Origin of the sequence: Rhodococcus sp. IEGM 1302, assembly GCF_030056935.1 — a bacterium.
In the GTDB taxonomy this organism is placed as follows: domain Bacteria; phylum Actinomycetota; class Actinomycetes; order Mycobacteriales; family Mycobacteriaceae; genus Rhodococcus_F; species Rhodococcus_F qingshengii.
Window position 1 is genome coordinate 66,984 of record NZ_JASHKY010000001.1, and the last position, 15,149, is coordinate 82,132.

Consider the following 15,149-nt stretch of genomic DNA (forward strand, 5'->3'; position numbering starts at 1 on the left):
TCGATGAACCTCGTAGAACTCCTACTTGATCCTCTCCAGTACGGATTCATGGTGCGCGCGTTGGCCGTTGCGGTTGTGGCAGCGGTTGTCTGCGCGGTGCTCAGTTGTTGGTTGGTGCTCATCGGGTGGTCGTTGATGGGCGACGCCGTCTCGCACGCCGTGCTGCCGGGTGTTGTCCTCGCTTACGTCGTCGGCGCACCATTTGCGATCGGGGCCTTGATCTTCGGGTTGATCGCCGTAGCCCTGATCGGACTGATCCGTAACACCAGCCGCGTCAAGGAAGACGCCGCGATCGGTATCGTCTTCACGACTCTCTTTGCGTTCGGTTTGGTTCTCATCTCGGTGACCCCCAGCCAGACCGATCTCAACCACATCATTTTCGGCAACCTGCTGGGGGTGAGCTCGTCCGATCTTCTGCAGGTCGCGATACTCGGCGCGTTGGCGTTGAGCATTCTGTTGATCAAGCGTCGTGATCTGACGTTGTTCGCCTTCGACCCGATCCATGCGAACGCGATAGGTCTTTCGCCCAAGCGCCTGGGTGCGCTGCTACTCGGCGTCCTCGCGCTCACGTCCGTTGTGGCGTTGCAAGCCGTCGGCGTCGTGCTGGTGGTGGCGATGCTGATCATCCCCGGCGCGACGGCCTACCTTCTCACTGACAAGTTCTCGCGGATGCTGGTGATAGCTCCCGTCGTTTCCGCAGTCTGCGCGATTGCCGGTATCTACGTCAGCTACTACCTCGACACAGCTTCCGGGGGCATGGTTGTGATGACGCAGGGCATCGTGTTCGCTCTGGTGTACCTGTTCAGCCCGTCGCAAGGGGTGATCGCGAAATGGACTTCGCAGCGGCGTAGGACCCGAGCGGAATACAGCGCCGCGGGGCGTACGAGCCTTCCTGATCGTTCGTCCAGTTAACAATCCGCTACCAAATCGGGTAGGTTCGTACGGGCATTCGTCACCACAACATTCCGGCCGCAACGATGCCGGCTGCAAGACGATCGGTGGTGACGCCTTGAACACCGATGGGTTCTTCGATGACGCAGTTCCGAGCGCGACGCACGTGGCTGGTTCTCGGCGTCGTTGTCGCGGTCATCGCTCTCGCCGGATCCGGGCTGCTCAGCCCACGAACTTCGGTTCTGGTGGACGATATCGCCCAGCTCGTCGGCGGAGCCACCGCAACTGCGGTCTGTTGGTGGACATCGCGGCGCTATCACGGCGTCGAGCGGCGTTGGCGAACTCTGATGGCTCTGGGTATGGCCGGCTGGACTCTCGGGATGTTCTTCTGGGCGTTCTACCGCTCGGTTCTCCACGTTCCACTTCCGTCGCCGTCGATCGCGGACATCGGTTTCTTCATGTTCCCGGTGTTCGCCGTGCCGGCGCTTCTGTCGTTGGTGCGTCAGTCGCCCCGGCGTGAGGCGATCGGTCCGATCCATCTCTGGCTCGTGCTGACGCTCGACGGTCTTGTCGTTGTCGGTGGATTGTTCATCCTCACGTGGACGACCGCCCTGGGCGCCGTCGTTCATACCGGTCCGACGGGATCTCTCGGGTTTCTTGTCGCGGTGATGTATCCGATCACCGACTTCGTTCTGATCGCCATGGTCTTGCTGATGGTCATCGGACCGAAGGCCGTAGCAGAGATCCGTGAACCGCTGACGTTCCTCGGGTGCGGGTTGGTGATGCTCTCCCTATCGGACAGCCTGTACGCGTACTTGGTGGCGATCGGCGCCGAGAGTATGCCGACCATCGCCGATGCCGGGTTCATCGCGGGGCCGCCGTTGATCGCCTTGGCGGCGCTGACGAAGCGAACCGAGCCTCGGAACCGCAACGCGCCACAGCAGTGGCGAAGCGATCGGACTCAGTTGCTGCTGCCGTATCTGTTGATCGCGGTGATCGCGACGATCGTGACTGTTCAGGCGCTGATCGTCGGCAACCTCGATGCCGTGGTCGTGATACTCGGCGTCGGCGTGTTGGTTCTCGCGCTGGTGCGCCAAATACTCACGCTCCTCGAGAACGACGCGCTCCTCCAACAGATCTCCGCTGCCCAGGACGAGCTGAGGTACCGAGCACATCACGACCCACTCACCGAGCTTGCAAACCGGGCCGCGTTCGACGAACACTTTGCGAGCGCCATCGACGACTATCGCCAGACGAACTCCGATTGGGTGCTGATGCTTGTCGATCTGGACGACTTCAAACAGATCAACGATCGATACGGGCACCCGGCCGGCGACCGGTTACTGGTTGCTCTCACAGCACGTCTGCGCGAAGCGGTTCCCGAGGGTGCGTTTGTCGCCCGATTCGGTGGCGACGAGTTCACAGTGCTCCTGCAGGGCACGATCGACGACGCCGTCGTCGTGGCTCGCCGGATCGTCGACGCGCTCAGGTCCGATCAGACTGCAGACACATCGGTGTCGGTGGGTGCGAGCGTTGGTGTCGCGCAGTTCGAGTTAGCCGACGAGCCGCTGAGTGCACACGCTCTTCTCCGCCGAGCCGATGCGGCGATGTACGAGGCGAAGAGAAGTGGGAAGGGAGCGGTCGTTGTCTACGGCGACCGTCGCAAATGGTTATCGCCGTAGTAGTGCGAAAATCGTTGCCGGTGAACCCGATCCGGCCTTGTTGATCGCACCACCGACAAGGATGCTAGCCCCGGTGGTTGGCAGGGCGGCAAGATTGTTCAAGTTCTCCAGGCTGATTCGATGCTTGTCGTACAGGATTGTCGAGACGGGGTAGGTTTCGTCGTTTCCGAGGTCGGGACCGAACGTGTCGGTTCCCAATGCTCCGCGGGTGCCCAAACGGCCGGTGTCTATCAGCCACCGCGCCGCGTCCACCGAGAAGCCGGGCTGGTGGGTGACGCCCTCGGCATCGGAGTTGGCATATTCTTCGCTACCCCAGCGCGATTCCCATCCGGTCCAGAGAACTACGGCCGCTCCATCGGGGATCTTGCCGTTGCGCGTTTCCCATTCCTGCAGGTCCGCGACCGTGAGCGCATAGTCCGAATCGGCGGCAGCCTTGTCCCGGATGTCGATCTTCACTGCGGGGAGGAAGAGGTCCGCCGGATCGAGTTGGTCGGCTGTGAGGCCGCCTTCCTGGAAGTGTGCGGGTGCGCCCCAATGCGTGCCCGTGTGCTCACCTTCCTTGACGTACTGGAGGTAGTAGCCGTCGTCTGCGATGGTGGCCGCTGTGTCGAGAGTGAACTCGGGGTCGCCTGGAAAAACCGGTGTCGTCGCCGGGTCGTTCACGTGTGAGAGCGAAACAACCGACAACTGTTCGTTCAACGGGCTTGTTGCGTCTTGACTGCTTCCGGAACTGCTACCCATGTCGATCACCTGAGGTCCCGCTACCAGCGCCAGACCTGTGGCTGCGCGCTGAAGTAACTGCCGTCGTTTCATCGATCCCCCACCAATTTGTCCGAATTGAGAGTGTTGCAATCACTTTCGTTCCTTGAACACTAGGACAGAACCTTAGGCTGCTGCGGACCATGACGACCACTCCACATCGCGGACAGCTATGACCTGTCCGTGCGGTCGGTGATCTACGTACTGCGGATACTTTGCGGCCAAAGCATTGATCGCGCTCTCGGACTCCTTGGTGCCGGGGTCGAGAACCTCCGCATGTCCGTCGACGCGGACCCACCAGAGCGCGGACCAGTCGTCGTCGTAATGATCGACCAGCAGGCTTGCGCGCCCCGTCTCGGTGATGTTCCGGAGCCTGCGAAGAGCGGTCGTGGTTTTCGGTTTGTGGTCGACACAGGAATAGACGGTGGCGCCGACCAAGACGAATACCAGCGGCACGATGTGCGGAACGCCGGCCGCATCTGCCGTTGCCAGGTGAGCCACCCGCGCGGCTTCAAATCGTGCTCTCGGGTCGTCCATATTCACAGCGTAAGGGGATCAAGGGTTGCCGCGAGCCGCTGCTGACGGAACAGTGGTCTCATGGAACCGGATGAAGCGCTTCGGGAGATCGCCTACTGGCTCGAACGATCACGCGCTGAAACGCACCGCGTCAAGGCCTATCGCCGAGCTGCGGAGGTCTTTTCAGGATTGTCCGACGAGCAGAAGGAGTCTCGCCGGAAAGCCGACAGTTGGAAGGCCCTCACCGGCATCGGGCCGAAGACTGCCACGATTATCGCTCAGTCGTACGACGGCATCCCCGAGTATCTCGAGGAACTGCGGGGGCAGGCTGAGCCCATCGGCGACAGCCCATTGCGACAAGCCCTCCGCGGCGACCTCCACACCCACTCCGACTGGTCCGATGGTGGAAGCCCCATCGAAGAGATGATGCGACGCGCAGCAGCACTCGGCCATGACTACTGCGCCCTCACCGACCATTCGCCTCGCCTCACAGTTGCCAACGGGCTGTCCGCGGAGCGCCTACGGTCTCAACTCGACGTGATAGCCGGGTTGAATGCCGAACTGGCTCCCTTCCGCATCCTCACGGGAATCGAGGTGGACATCCTCGAGGACGGTTCACTCGACCAGGATCCCGATCTGCTCGACGAACTCGACATCGTGGTGGCGAGCGTCCACTCCAAGCTGCGGTCCGAACGTGAGGCGATGACCCGCAGAATGCTTGCTGCAGTGCGAAACCCGCGTGTCGATATTCTCGGACACTGCACCGGGCGTCTTGTCGAGGGTGCTCGCGGAACCCGGCCCGAGTCGCAGTTCGACGCGGAGAAAGTGTTCGAGGCCTGCCGCGAATCAGGCACAGCCGTTGAGATCAATTCCCGACCGGAGCGTCGTGACCCGCCTTCGCGTTTGATCGAGTTGGCCCGCGATCTCGATTGTCTTTTCTCCATCGACACTGACGCCCATGCCCCCGGTCAGCTGGCTTGGCAGGGCTACGGCTGTGACCGGGCCGAAAAGTGCGGCGTCGAAGCCGATCGGGTGATCAATACTTGGACCGCCGAAGATCTTTTGGAGTGGGCAGGCAATTGAGAGCACGCCGGAATGGGTCACCGAGGCGTGTGCTCGGTGACCTCCGGGTTCAGAGTCGTGTGGTGGAGCGGAGGGGTTTCCGGTCGGGGTCGATGCCCGGTGGTGGGATGAACCAGGGCAGGTGATCGGTGCCCATTCGGATTTCCCATTGTCCGGTGAATCCGGGTTTTCGGTGCATCAGGGTGTGGTGGGTTCGGCAGAGTAGGACCAGGTTGTCCATGACGGTTGGTCCTCCTTTGGCCCAGTGTTTGATGTGGTGGGCGTCGGTCCAGGCGGGGACGCAGTCGCAGCCGGGGAAGGCGCAGCCTTTGTCGCGGGCGATCAGGGCGGTGCGTTGTGCTGCGGTGACAAGCCTTTTGAGTGGGGTGACGTCGAGTGGGGCACCGTTTTCGTCGAGGAGGACGCTGGAGAGCATGCAGTCGCAGGCGATCATACGGGTGCGGCCGACGCTCAGTGGTCCCATCCAGGGCATGTGGCCGACATCGAGATCTTGTTTGTCGAGATCGTGAAAGTCGAGATCGAGCATGCCGGGATCGTCGTCCTCGGACGGGGCAGGTGTTGAGCCATCACTCGTTGTGGCGCATTCACGGTGGTAGGCCAGGTCTTTGGCGTTGATGTGCACGTTCAGGTGTGGGCGTTGGCCGCCGTCGATGCCGGTGGCAGCGTTGTCGAGGTAGCGCCGGATGAGTTCTGCCATGGCGTCTGCGTTGCGTGTGGCGGCGGGTCGTTTGTCGGGTGTGCCGTCTTCGGCGGGGGTGGGCATGGAGAGGTTGGAGAGGGCGGAGAGAAGCATTTCGCCGGTCATTCCGTCGAAATCGCCTCGGACGGCGACTCTTCCGTTGAGGGTGGGGGAGATGCGCAGTTCGTTGCGGTCGGTGTCTTCGCTTGGTGGTGGGTCGTCGGATTCGAACATGTGCTCGAGGACGCTGATGGCGTAGCGCAGTTTGACGGTGGTTGCTTCGGTTCCGGATGCTGCGGCGAGGAGTGTGTCGCGGCAGTACGGTAGTGCGGCGTCGGGCATTGCCTTGGGTGGGGATTCGCAGAACGCCACGATCAGTGCTGCGTGCTCGAAAGTGAGGTCACCGGCATCGAATTGGTCTTCGATCTCGGGAAACGACCGTAGCGCTTTTCCCAGGGCTGCGATTCTTCTGCCGGTGGAGATCTGCAGCATGGTGTGGTTCGCGAGCCATTGTCCGGTGCCGCGGTAGCAGAGTACTTGTTCGTCCGGGTTCAACGTCAGGGTGTCGACAGCGGCGACTCGAATGGCTTCCAGGCGAAGGATTTCCGCTGACGCGGTGATGGCGATCTCGCGGACGTCGCTGGGGTGAAGCCGCCACAATCGTCCGCGCACACCCACGGCGGAGTTGTTGACCACGTCGGTGACAGCATCTTCGGTGATGTTGATCGTCATGAGAACCCCCCGTTCCACCTCCCATCATACTCGAACATACTTTCGAGTCAAGGGCTTTTTCGAGAAGGTGAGGTGGGCCCGGCCGTCGTGATTCTGTTGTTCGAGAGCAGATTCCGTCGCTAGAGCATCAGCGCCGGATCTGTAGTCAGTTCGATGTTCAGCCACGGTTCGTAGGGGAGATCGGCGAGGCTGGTGGCGAACGAGCGTCGTACTGCGTCTTCACCGTCGATGTCCCAGCTGTGTGGCGCGACCATGAACGTCGCTTCGACATACAGCTTGCGACCCACCTTGCTCATGGTGAGAGTCGGTTCGTCCAAACCGAATTCGTCGCGGACGACGGCGATGGCATCGTGCACGCGGGCCTGAACGTTTTCGCCGGGAGCACCTTCGAGGAGTTCGATCAGTGCGGTTCGCAGAAGTGCGTACGGTTGCGGGACCAGCATCGCGCAGCCGAGGAGGACCAAGACGGAGTCGACATATCGGTCGGCGTCGGAGAAATCGGTGCGGCCCAGGATCATTGCGACGACAGCACCGACTGCGACCAGCGCGCTGAAGGCAGCCGACGCTCCCCATTGCCTGGCTTCGGCGACGAGCAGATCAGATGTGCGGTCGACTTGTCCGACGTAGCGCCAGATGATGATCGACACCACTGCGCTGACAGCGCCGTATGCCACCAGAGACCCCGCGGTGACGTCGACTCCGCCCGCGAGGATGACACGAACTGCCTCGACTGCGGCGTAGGCGAGCGTCGCCAGTAGTGCCATGCCCTGGACAGCGATGACGACCGGGATCAATGCCTCCTTTCCGAACGGGAAGCGTGCGGTGGGGCCCGAGTCGGCTATCCGCGAGACCCGCAGTGAGATCGCCGTCAACACCATTCCGATGAGGGCGTACACACCGTCGAGCAGGATCACCTGGGACTGCGAGATCCAGCCCCAGAATGCGGCGAGCACAGCCAACGCCGTTGCGACCACGAGCGAGTACCGCAGGGCCTTGCGTTCGCGGGTAGCGCTGTCTTCCTTGGTGCCCATGAATTCCAAACCGCCTGTCCGTTTCGATATTCCTTCACGTAGGAATACCAGCAACGACGCGCAGGCACGGGATCAGTGGACCAATTGCGCTGCCAGATCGAGAAAGTCCTCGGCGTTGATGTCGAACTCGTCGGAGAAGGACACATCGGGATTGCCCCTGGCTCCGAATTCGAGTGGTCGAGCTATGAAGGCTGTGCGGAATCCGAGAGCTTTGGCCGCCCGGATGTCATATTTGTGACTGGCAACCATCATGATCTCGGCCGGGTCGTACCCGAGATATCGAGCAGCCAGGTGGTAGATCTTCGGATCTGGTTTGAAGACGCCGGCCATTTCGGCAGTGAAGACGGCATGCCATGGCAGATTTCCGTGCCGGGAGATGCTGACTGCGGCATTCACGTCGGCGTTGGACAAGGCAGCGATTGTGTACTGCTGGCGCAGGGTTGTCAGGCCGGCGACAGTGTCGGGCCACGGGTCCAGGAATTTCCAGGCGGTGGTGAGTTCTTCCTGTTCGGCATCGGAAAGTTCGATGCTCTCGCGGGCCAACAGCTTGCGCAGAGCCTCGCGGTACACCGAATGTACTGTCACCCATTCGCCTGTGGAATCGTCGGCCTCGGAGGTGTTCGCGAAGTACTCAGCGCGCCAGAGATTGACGAATCTTGGCCAGTCCACGTCGGCGTCGGTGATTCGACGGGCCTCTCGGCACAGTGTGCTGTGAAAATCGGTCGCTGTGCCCTGGACGTCGAACAGCAGTGCTTTGATCTTCTCGCGCACTAGGCCTCCACTCCGAGATCACCTGACGGACTTCCTTCATTATTGCGGCTGCAGCGCCGGATTCGTGCTCGGTGAGCGCAAAGGCTCGACGCGTCGCAAAATAGACATCTATGGCCGACCGCGGATTTACCCCGACTCAGCTCGCCGCCCGAGCTGCCTACTTGCTGCGCGGAAACGACCTGGGCACGATGACCAGCGCTGCCCCGAAGCTGTATCCCCACATGTGGAGCTGGGACGCCGCGTTCGTGGCGGTAGGTCTGGCGCCGCTCAGCGTCGAACGGGCGGTAGTAGAGCTCGATACCTTGCTCTCGGCTCAGTGGAAGAACGGAATGATTCCGCACATCGTGTTCGCGAACGGTGTCGACGGCTACTTCCCCGGCCCGACGCGGTGGGATGTCAATGCGTTGGCAGCGCATGCTCCTTTGGGTACCGCTACATCGGGAATCACCCAACCCCCCGTTCACGCGATCGCGGTGCAGCGGATTCTCGATCATTCGCGTCGGCACGGACGTACGACGCGTGCGGTCGCGGAAGAGTTCCTCGACCGGCGCTGGAGCGATCTGGTTCGGTGGCACCGGTGGTTGGCGGAGGCCCGCGATCTCGACGGCAACGGCCGTATCGCGCTCTATCACGGGTGGGAATCTGGGATGGACAACTCTCCGCGGTGGGATCTGGCGTACGCGAATGTTGTTGCGGGACAAGTTCCTGCGTATCAGCGTGCTGATCTCGCAGTGGTGACGGACCTGTCTCAGCGGCCCACGGATCACGAATACGACCGCTACCTTTGGCTTCTCGAAGAGATGAAGGCCGTGCGGTACGAGGACTCGCAGCTTGCCACAGCCATGAGTTTTGCCGTCGAGGACGTGTTTGTCAGCGCGGTCTTCTCGATGGCGTGCGACGTCCTGGCGACGATCGGCGAGGAGCATTCCCGGCCGAACTCCGACGTCCGTGATCTACGCGGGTGGGCAGATCGATTCCGGCAGGGCGTGATTGCCACCACCGATGAACGATCAGGTGCAGCAAAGGATTTCGATCTTCGCACCGGGCGATGGGTTCATACCGAGACCATCGCGATGTTTGCGCCGTTGCTGTGCGGCGGCCTGAGCCGCGATGCCGAGCGCGCTCTGTTGCGCACTTTCGAGGGGCCCAAATTCTGTGGTCACCCGGACATGCGGTTTGCTGTCCCACCGTCGACGTCTCCGGTTTCCGGCGATTTCCGCCCGCGGGAGTATTGGCGTGGCCCGGTGTGGCCGGTGATCACGTGGTTGTTCTCGTGGGCGTTCGCGCGTCGGGGGTGGGCCGAGAGATCGCACGTCTTGCGTTCGGAGGGGTTGCGGCAGGCCAGCGATGGCAGTTTTGCCGAATACTACGAGCCTTTCACCGGTGAGCCGCTGGGCAGTATGCAACAGTCGTGGACCGCTGCGGCTGTTCTCGATTGGCTCGGTTGAGTGAACATTCCCTGAATTAGGGGACAAAACGGACTAGTCGACCTTAGTCTCGGGAAATGGTCGAGCGACGGATCGTCAGGACACTGGGCAAGCTCACCCCGATCGCGATGGCAGCTGCCATCGCGATCACGGCACCTGGCCTCGCCGCTGCCGACGCTCCCCGTGGCCCGGACGTCTCTTCGTGGCAACACGTGGACGGAACCGGAATCGACTGGTTCCAGGTCAAGGCGTCAGGGCACGAGTTCGCGATGGTCAAGGCCACCGAGTCGCTCAACTACGTCAATCCGTACTTCATCCAGGATTGCCTGGTCATGCGTGCTGCCGGCGTCTCGCGCGGGGCCTACCACTACGCAGACGTTCGCCAGTCCCCCGAAGCCCAGGCCGCCTTCTATTCGGCGATCGTCCTGGGTATCAACGGACCTGGTGACCTCCCGCCCGTTCTGGATCTCGAGGACGCGAAGGGACTGCCCGCCGGGCAGGTCATCGACTGGACTCATCGCTACTTGAATACAGTCCAGGCACTTACCGGGCGGCAGCCCATCATTTACACGTATCCCAACTTCTGGCGTACTCAGATGGCCAACACCACCGAGTTCAACCACTACCCGCTGTGGATCGCCGATTACAACGGGCAGAACGCACCGGGGCCGCTACCCGGCGGTTGGTCCAACTGGACTTTCTGGCAGTACACCAGCACCGGACGAATCCCCGGAATCACCGGAAACACTGATATCAACGTCTACAGCGGAGCCCAGGGCGATTTCGATCGCTACGCCAACAGTGTGGGGTTCGGCAGCAGCTAGTTTGCGGCGGGGCCCTTGGCTCCGTGGTGCCCGGTTCGGGCCCTTTCGCCCTCGATGCATTTGCCTCGAGGCACGCGGAAGGGCCCTTTTTGGCACTCTTGTGACGCTTGGCTGGTTAGTCCGGTTGTTGCTCGTCAGTTACGAGAATTCTGCCGGGCGGTAGCCACGGTCGCTGAACTTTCGACTAGCTGAGCAGGATCAGAAAATAGCTATGGCAGAAAATGAGCAGAACTGCTCTGCCTGAAAAGCTACAAAACGGACTTGAAGTTGGGTTTGAATCGAAGGCGGCCGCCCGGTTTCGGGCGAAGTTGGTGCCTCGCAATCCAATTATCGGAGCCTCGGGATGCTTCGTTACCGGCAGCCGTCGCTGAGTGTGGTCTGGATCAATTCGATCAATTTCGACGGGCTCGCACGCGTGATCGGACTCCATGCAGGACGGGGTTTCCGAACGTCGTTCGAGGGTCTGTGGCGCATCCAACAGGCCTTATCCATATTGGGCATTTGTCCAGATTCCATATCTTCCTCGAGGTTGGTCGTCACCCGATCTGGTCAGCGGAAACGTTGAATGTCATCGCGTTCGCCGCGGTGCCGCACTCCGAGGGCTGAATTGTCCGCTCGGACAACACTGCTCCTCGAAGCTTGTCCGATCTACGAACAAAAACGTCGATCGGTCTGCTTTGTCCGACTTTCGATGGGCAAGCTCCCGGTTATCTGTTATCTTGTTCCTGATAACTGGAAGGTTGCTCTCGATTTGCGCGGATTTCGAGGGCCAAGGTCCTGTTCAGGGCGGCTCTTCCAACACGCAGGTGTTTCCGAAGAGGAGCTCGAATGACAGGACCGGCAACAGCGTCCGGTGTGAGGTCGATCAGCCGAAAACAGGCGCATCGACCCGAACCAACCGATCAACCGGGAGTTCGCGCCAGCGCTCTCGCATCTCCGTCCATCGAACATCGATCAGGCACATCCTGGGGAGTAAGAAATGCCTAACGACATACCGCCGACAAGGTCGGCCATATTCACCGCAGGGCTCCCGCCCTGGGTGCGAGCGTGGACGGTGGTATGGACCGCCATCGCGATGATTCTCGGTATCTCCGGCGCGACGGCAGTGGTTGCGTCAGCGCAGCCGGCCGCGACGCTCGGCGGCCCCGTTCAGGCTCAGGCGCCGGCTCGCGCCGCTGTTCTTCCGGATGAACAGCTTGCAAAAGGCTGCGCATTCAGCGCCCCCGGCACCGGTCCGTTCTCGCAGAACATCTGCTGGATCGATATGTCGACGCTCGATGCGGCAACGGCTGCTTCTGCGGCAGGGCAGTCGATGGAAATCCAGCTCACCGACGGTTACAAGATCAACTTCAAGGCTTTCCTCACCGACTCGGTAGCGGGAAAGACACACCAGGGGATCGAAACGAAGGCATTTCCCACGTTGCACTATGCAGCGTTGGGAACTTCCGCGTACACGGGTGTGCCGACGACGATCAAGCCGGCGATCTACCAAACCTCAGCCACCGCTGGTCAGTCCGGTGGAACAGTCTCGCTGAAGAACATCGTGATGACGGGGCCGAATGGCGCCGTCAACAACTACGGGCTTGTAGCAGCCGACGCCGAGTCGACAGACGCGAATATCAATACTACGAACGACCGTGAATTCCTCACTTTCAATTCGGACAAGCCTCTACGGCAGATCGCACGTACCGTCGGTGACGACAGTGATCCTGCCTACCCCGGAATTCGGGCCTGTGACGGTGGGCTGACGGGTATGCCAGCCAATACCGTCCGATGCGATTCGTGGAACAACGTCAATGGACAGGGGCGCACGCCCGGAACGCTGGTCGTTGCATCGACTGCTCCGACAAGTTTCGCAGCCACTTTCGGAAATACCGTTCAGGCGACCTCGCGTCAGGGCCTGGCGTTCGGTGTGCTGCTGTCGAAGGTCAAGATCGACAAGGACCTCACGCGCGTCACCCCCGGTGACGATTTCACTATCGGCATGAGCACCGGACACCACGCTGATGCAGGCGCCGCTGCAGCAACCGAGATCAAGAGCACCACGACCGGTGCGACTGATACGACGGCATCGACTGGCTGGCGGACGCTCCTCGCAGATACCACGCCCACCCCTGTCACGTTCTGGGAGAAGCCAACTACCTCGGCGACCAAGACCGCGAACTATGCGACATCGTGGGATTGCCAGGTAAACGGCGTGACCCAGGCCCTCAGGGTCGGTGACGTTGCGCAGGCAGCACTTACACCGGGTGACAACGTGTATTGCAAGGTCAAGAACACCCCGGTTCTCGTGAAGAAGTCGTCGTCACCACCTACCGGTGAGACGGTCAATATCGGCCAATCAATCACCTACACTCTGAATTTCGAGAATCCGGGCACTGCGCCGGCAACGATCGACTACACGGACTACCTCGCCGACGTCATTGATGACGGAACAGTTGCGGTCGGTGCTGCAACCGGCGGACTCACCGCCGCATTGAACGGCGCCGACAAGATCAAGGTCGGCGGCACCTTGCCGGCCGGCGGCAAGGGGACAGTCACATACACCGTCACTGTCAAAGACGGCGGCAACAAAGTTCTGAACAACTATCTGGTTCCGGGGACTACAACTCCCCCCACAACATGTGATCCTGCAACCAATCTCTGCACGACGCATCCCATGCCTGGTTTCACGCTGACCAAGACGGCTGATCCGGTTTCCGGTTCGACGGTTCAGGCCGGCGACACCATTACGTACACCGTCACCGGTGCCAACACCGGCAGGACGGCCCTGACTCCCGCGACGATCACCGATGATCTGAGTGCGGTTCTCAACAATGCTGCTGTCGTTCCGGGCTCGCTGAAGGCGACCATCGACGGTGCTCCTGTTGCTGCTCCGACTCTTTCGGGCAGCACTTTGTCGTGGTCCGCGAATCTCCCGGCCGGTAAGTCTGTTGTTCTGACATACCAGGTGAAGGTCAATGCCGGCGTTGCCGCGGGAACGGTTCTGAACAACAAAGTCACCGGTACTGCGAAGCCGCCGACCGGTCCGGACATCACTCCTCCTCCGGTGGAAACGAATCACTCGGTTCCAGGCTTTACGCTGGCGAAGACTGCCGATCCGATCTCCGGTTCGACGGTTCAGGCCGGCGAGTCGATCAAGTACACCGTCACCGGCACCAACACCGGCAAGACGAAGCTTGATCCGGTACAGATCAATGACGATCTGGGTGCGGTCCTCAATAATGCTGCTGTCGTTCCTGGTTCGCTGAAGGCGACCATTGACGGAGCTTCCGTGGCTGTTCCGACTTTGTCGGGTACGACGCTCTCGTGGACTGGCGTTCTCGAAGCCGGCAAGTCGGTTGTCCTGACCTACGAGGTGAAGGTCAACGACGGTGTCGCTGCGGGTACGGTCTTGAACAACAAGGTCACGGGTACTGCGAAGCCGCCGACCGGTCCGGATATCACTCCGCCGCCGGTTGAGACGAATCACTCGGTTCCCGGTTTCACTGTCGCGAAGACTGCGGATCCTGCGTCGGGTACCGGCGTCAATGCTGGTCAGACGATCACGTATACGGTGACCGGTACGAACACCGGTAAGACGACGCTCAATCCTGTTGTGTTGACTGATGATTTATCGAAGGTTCTCGACAACGCGACGTTGGTGGACGGTTCGCTGAAGGCGACTGTTGACGGTGTCGACGGTGCTGCTCCGACCCTGTCGGGCACCACGCTCACCTGGACCGGTGGATTGGAAGCTGGTAAGTCGGTTGTTCTGACCTATCAGGTGAAGATCAATGCCGGTGTTGCCGGCGGGGTTCTGATCAACAACAAGGTCACCGGTACTGCGAAGCCGCCGACGGGTCCGGAGATCACTCCTCCGCCGGTGACGACGGAGCATCCGGTTCTGTCTCCGAAGATTGCTGTGGTGAAGTCTTCTGATCCGGTGTCGGGTTCGAATGTTGTTGCCGGTCAGGACATCAAGTACACGCTTTCGTTCTCGAACACCGGTAACGGTGCGGGTGAGGTGGCGTACTTCGATGATTTGCGTCAGGTTGTGGACAAGGGTGCATTGAGTGGTTTGGCTGCTGATGCTCCGTTGGTTGCGACGATGGTCGGCAGTGATGGTTTCTCGGTGACGGGAACCTTGGCGGCCGGCGAAACGAAGTCGGTGACGTATTCGGTGAAGGTCAATGCCGATGTGGTCGGTGGGGTGTTCGTGAACAACTTCGTTGTTCCGGGTACGACTCCGCCGGTTGATCCTCCGGAGGTGTGTGATCCGGCGACGCAGCTGTGCACGACGCATCCGGTGGTGTCTCCGAAGATTGCTGTGGTGAAGTCTTCTGATCCGGTGTCGGGTTCGAATGTTGTTGCCGGTCAGGACATCAAGTACACGCTCACGTTCTCGAACACCGGTAACGGTGCGGGTGAGGTGGCGTACTTCGATGATTTGCGTCAGGTTGTGGACAAGGGTGCATTGAGTGGTTTGGCTGCTGATGCTCCGTTGGTTGCGACGATGGTCGGCAGTGATGGTTTCTCGGTGACGGGAACCTTGGCGGCCGGCGAAACGAAGTCGGTGACGTATTCGGTGAAGGTCAATGCCGATGTGGTCGGTGGGGTGTTCGTGAACAACTTCGTTGTTCCGGGTACGACTCCGCCGGTTGATCCTCCGGAGGTGTGTGATCCGGCGACGCAGCTGTGCACGACGCATCCGGTGGTCTCTCCGAAGATTGCTGTGGTGAAGTCTTCTGATCCGGTGTCGGGTTCGAATGTTG

11 protein-coding genes are annotated in these 15,149 nt (G+C 60.9%); 6 read left to right on the plus strand and 5 right to left on the minus strand.

Annotated elements, in window-relative coordinates; translation table 11 throughout:
- The first annotated feature begins 3 nt into the window (after nucleotides 1–3).
- Nucleotides 4–912, plus strand: a complete 909-nt coding sequence (locus QM609_RS00320) for a metal ABC transporter permease (protein ID WP_050655897.1) — start codon at nucleotides 4–6, stop codon at nucleotides 910–912.
- A 119-nt stretch (nucleotides 913–1,031) separates the two neighbouring features.
- Nucleotides 1,032–2,573: a GGDEF domain-containing protein gene (locus QM609_RS00325; protein ID WP_050655896.1), complete on the plus strand. Its 1,542-nt coding sequence runs from the start codon at nucleotides 1,032–1,034 to the stop codon at nucleotides 2,571–2,573.
- Here the strand turns inward: QM609_RS00325 and QM609_RS00330 are convergent.
- Nucleotides 2,562–3,314 carry a cyclase family protein gene (locus QM609_RS00330; RefSeq protein WP_007729041.1) on the minus strand — a complete coding sequence of 251 codons (753 nt, stop codon included), beginning with the start codon at nucleotides 3,312–3,314 and terminating at the stop codon, nucleotides 2,562–2,564. The genes QM609_RS00325 and QM609_RS00330 overlap by 12 nt on opposite strands.
- 144 nt (nucleotides 3,315–3,458) lie before the next feature.
- Entirely contained in the window at nucleotides 3,459–3,869 is a 411-nt protein-coding gene (locus QM609_RS00335) for a TIGR03668 family PPOX class F420-dependent oxidoreductase (RefSeq protein ID WP_371683560.1), read from the minus strand.
- Nucleotides 3,870–3,929: 60 nt separating this feature from the next.
- On the opposite strand from QM609_RS00335, the gene QM609_RS00340 reads away from it, so the two are divergent.
- Nucleotides 3,930–4,931 (plus strand): PHP domain-containing protein, encoded by a 1,002-nt coding sequence (locus QM609_RS00340; protein ID WP_003942580.1) that lies wholly within the window; start codon nucleotides 3,930–3,932, stop codon nucleotides 4,929–4,931.
- Between the two features lie 49 nt (nucleotides 4,932–4,980).
- On the opposite strand, the gene QM609_RS00345 is transcribed toward QM609_RS00340, so the two are convergent.
- The 3 genes from QM609_RS00345 to QM609_RS00355 all read right to left on the minus strand — a co-directional run bounded on the left by QM609_RS00345 (nucleotide 4,981) and on the right by QM609_RS00355 (nucleotide 8,144).
- Nucleotides 4,981–6,342: an HNH endonuclease signature motif containing protein gene (locus tag QM609_RS00345; RefSeq protein ID WP_149357883.1), complete on the minus strand. Its 1,362-nt coding sequence runs from the start codon at nucleotides 6,340–6,342 to the stop codon at nucleotides 4,981–4,983.
- 119 nt (nucleotides 6,343–6,461) lie between these two features.
- Nucleotides 6,462–7,373, minus strand: a complete 912-nt coding sequence (locus QM609_RS00350) for a cation efflux transmembrane domain-containing protein (RefSeq protein ID WP_047270088.1) — start codon at nucleotides 7,371–7,373, stop codon at nucleotides 6,462–6,464.
- A 72-nt stretch (nucleotides 7,374–7,445) separates the two neighbouring features.
- Nucleotides 7,446–8,144, minus strand: a complete 699-nt coding sequence (locus QM609_RS00355) for a haloacid dehalogenase type II (protein ID WP_007735269.1) — start codon at nucleotides 8,142–8,144, stop codon at nucleotides 7,446–7,448.
- Between the two features lie 110 nt (nucleotides 8,145–8,254).
- Between QM609_RS00355 and ggh the strand changes: the two genes are divergently transcribed.
- From ggh to QM609_RS00370, 3 genes are all read left to right on the plus strand, one after another.
- A complete protein-coding gene (gene ggh / locus QM609_RS00360) occupies nucleotides 8,255–9,592 on the plus strand; it encodes a glucosylglycerate hydrolase (protein ID WP_019746148.1) in 1,338 nt (445 codons plus the stop codon).
- Nucleotides 9,593–9,699: 107 nt separating this feature from the next.
- Nucleotides 9,700–10,395: a glycoside hydrolase family 25 protein gene (locus tag QM609_RS00365; RefSeq protein WP_370334015.1), complete on the plus strand. Its 696-nt coding sequence runs from the start codon at nucleotides 9,700–9,702 to the stop codon at nucleotides 10,393–10,395.
- Nucleotides 10,396–11,374: 979 nt separating this feature from the next.
- Nucleotides 11,375–15,149: DUF7927 domain-containing protein (locus QM609_RS00370; protein ID WP_283336851.1), on the plus strand; the 3,775-nt coding region annotated here is incomplete at its 3' end.

Coding starts and splice junctions, on each gene's coding strand:
- QM609_RS00330 (WP_007729041.1), bottom strand. CDS start 3,314: ATGGGTAGCAGTTCCGGAAGCAGTCAAGACGCAACAAGCCCGTTGAAC.
- QM609_RS00320 (WP_050655897.1), top strand. CDS start 4: ATGAACCTCGTAGAACTCCTACTTGATCCTCTCCAGTACGGATTCATG.
- QM609_RS00340 (WP_003942580.1), top strand. CDS start 3,930: ATGGAACCGGATGAAGCGCTTCGGGAGATCGCCTACTGGCTCGAACGA.
- QM609_RS00350 (WP_047270088.1), bottom strand. CDS start 7,373: ATGGGCACCAAGGAAGACAGCGCTACCCGCGAACGCAAGGCCCTGCGG.
- ggh (WP_019746148.1), top strand. CDS start 8,255: ATGGCCGACCGCGGATTTACCCCGACTCAGCTCGCCGCCCGAGCTGCC.
- QM609_RS00325 (WP_050655896.1), top strand. CDS start 1,032: ATGACGCAGTTCCGAGCGCGACGCACGTGGCTGGTTCTCGGCGTCGTT.
- QM609_RS00345 (WP_149357883.1), bottom strand. CDS start 6,342: ATGACGATCAACATCACCGAAGATGCTGTCACCGACGTGGTCAACAAC.
- QM609_RS00335 (WP_371683560.1), bottom strand. CDS start 3,869: ATGGACGACCCGAGAGCACGATTTGAAGCCGCGCGGGTGGCTCACCTG.
- QM609_RS00365 (WP_370334015.1), top strand. CDS start 9,700: ATGGCAGCTGCCATCGCGATCACGGCACCTGGCCTCGCCGCTGCCGAC.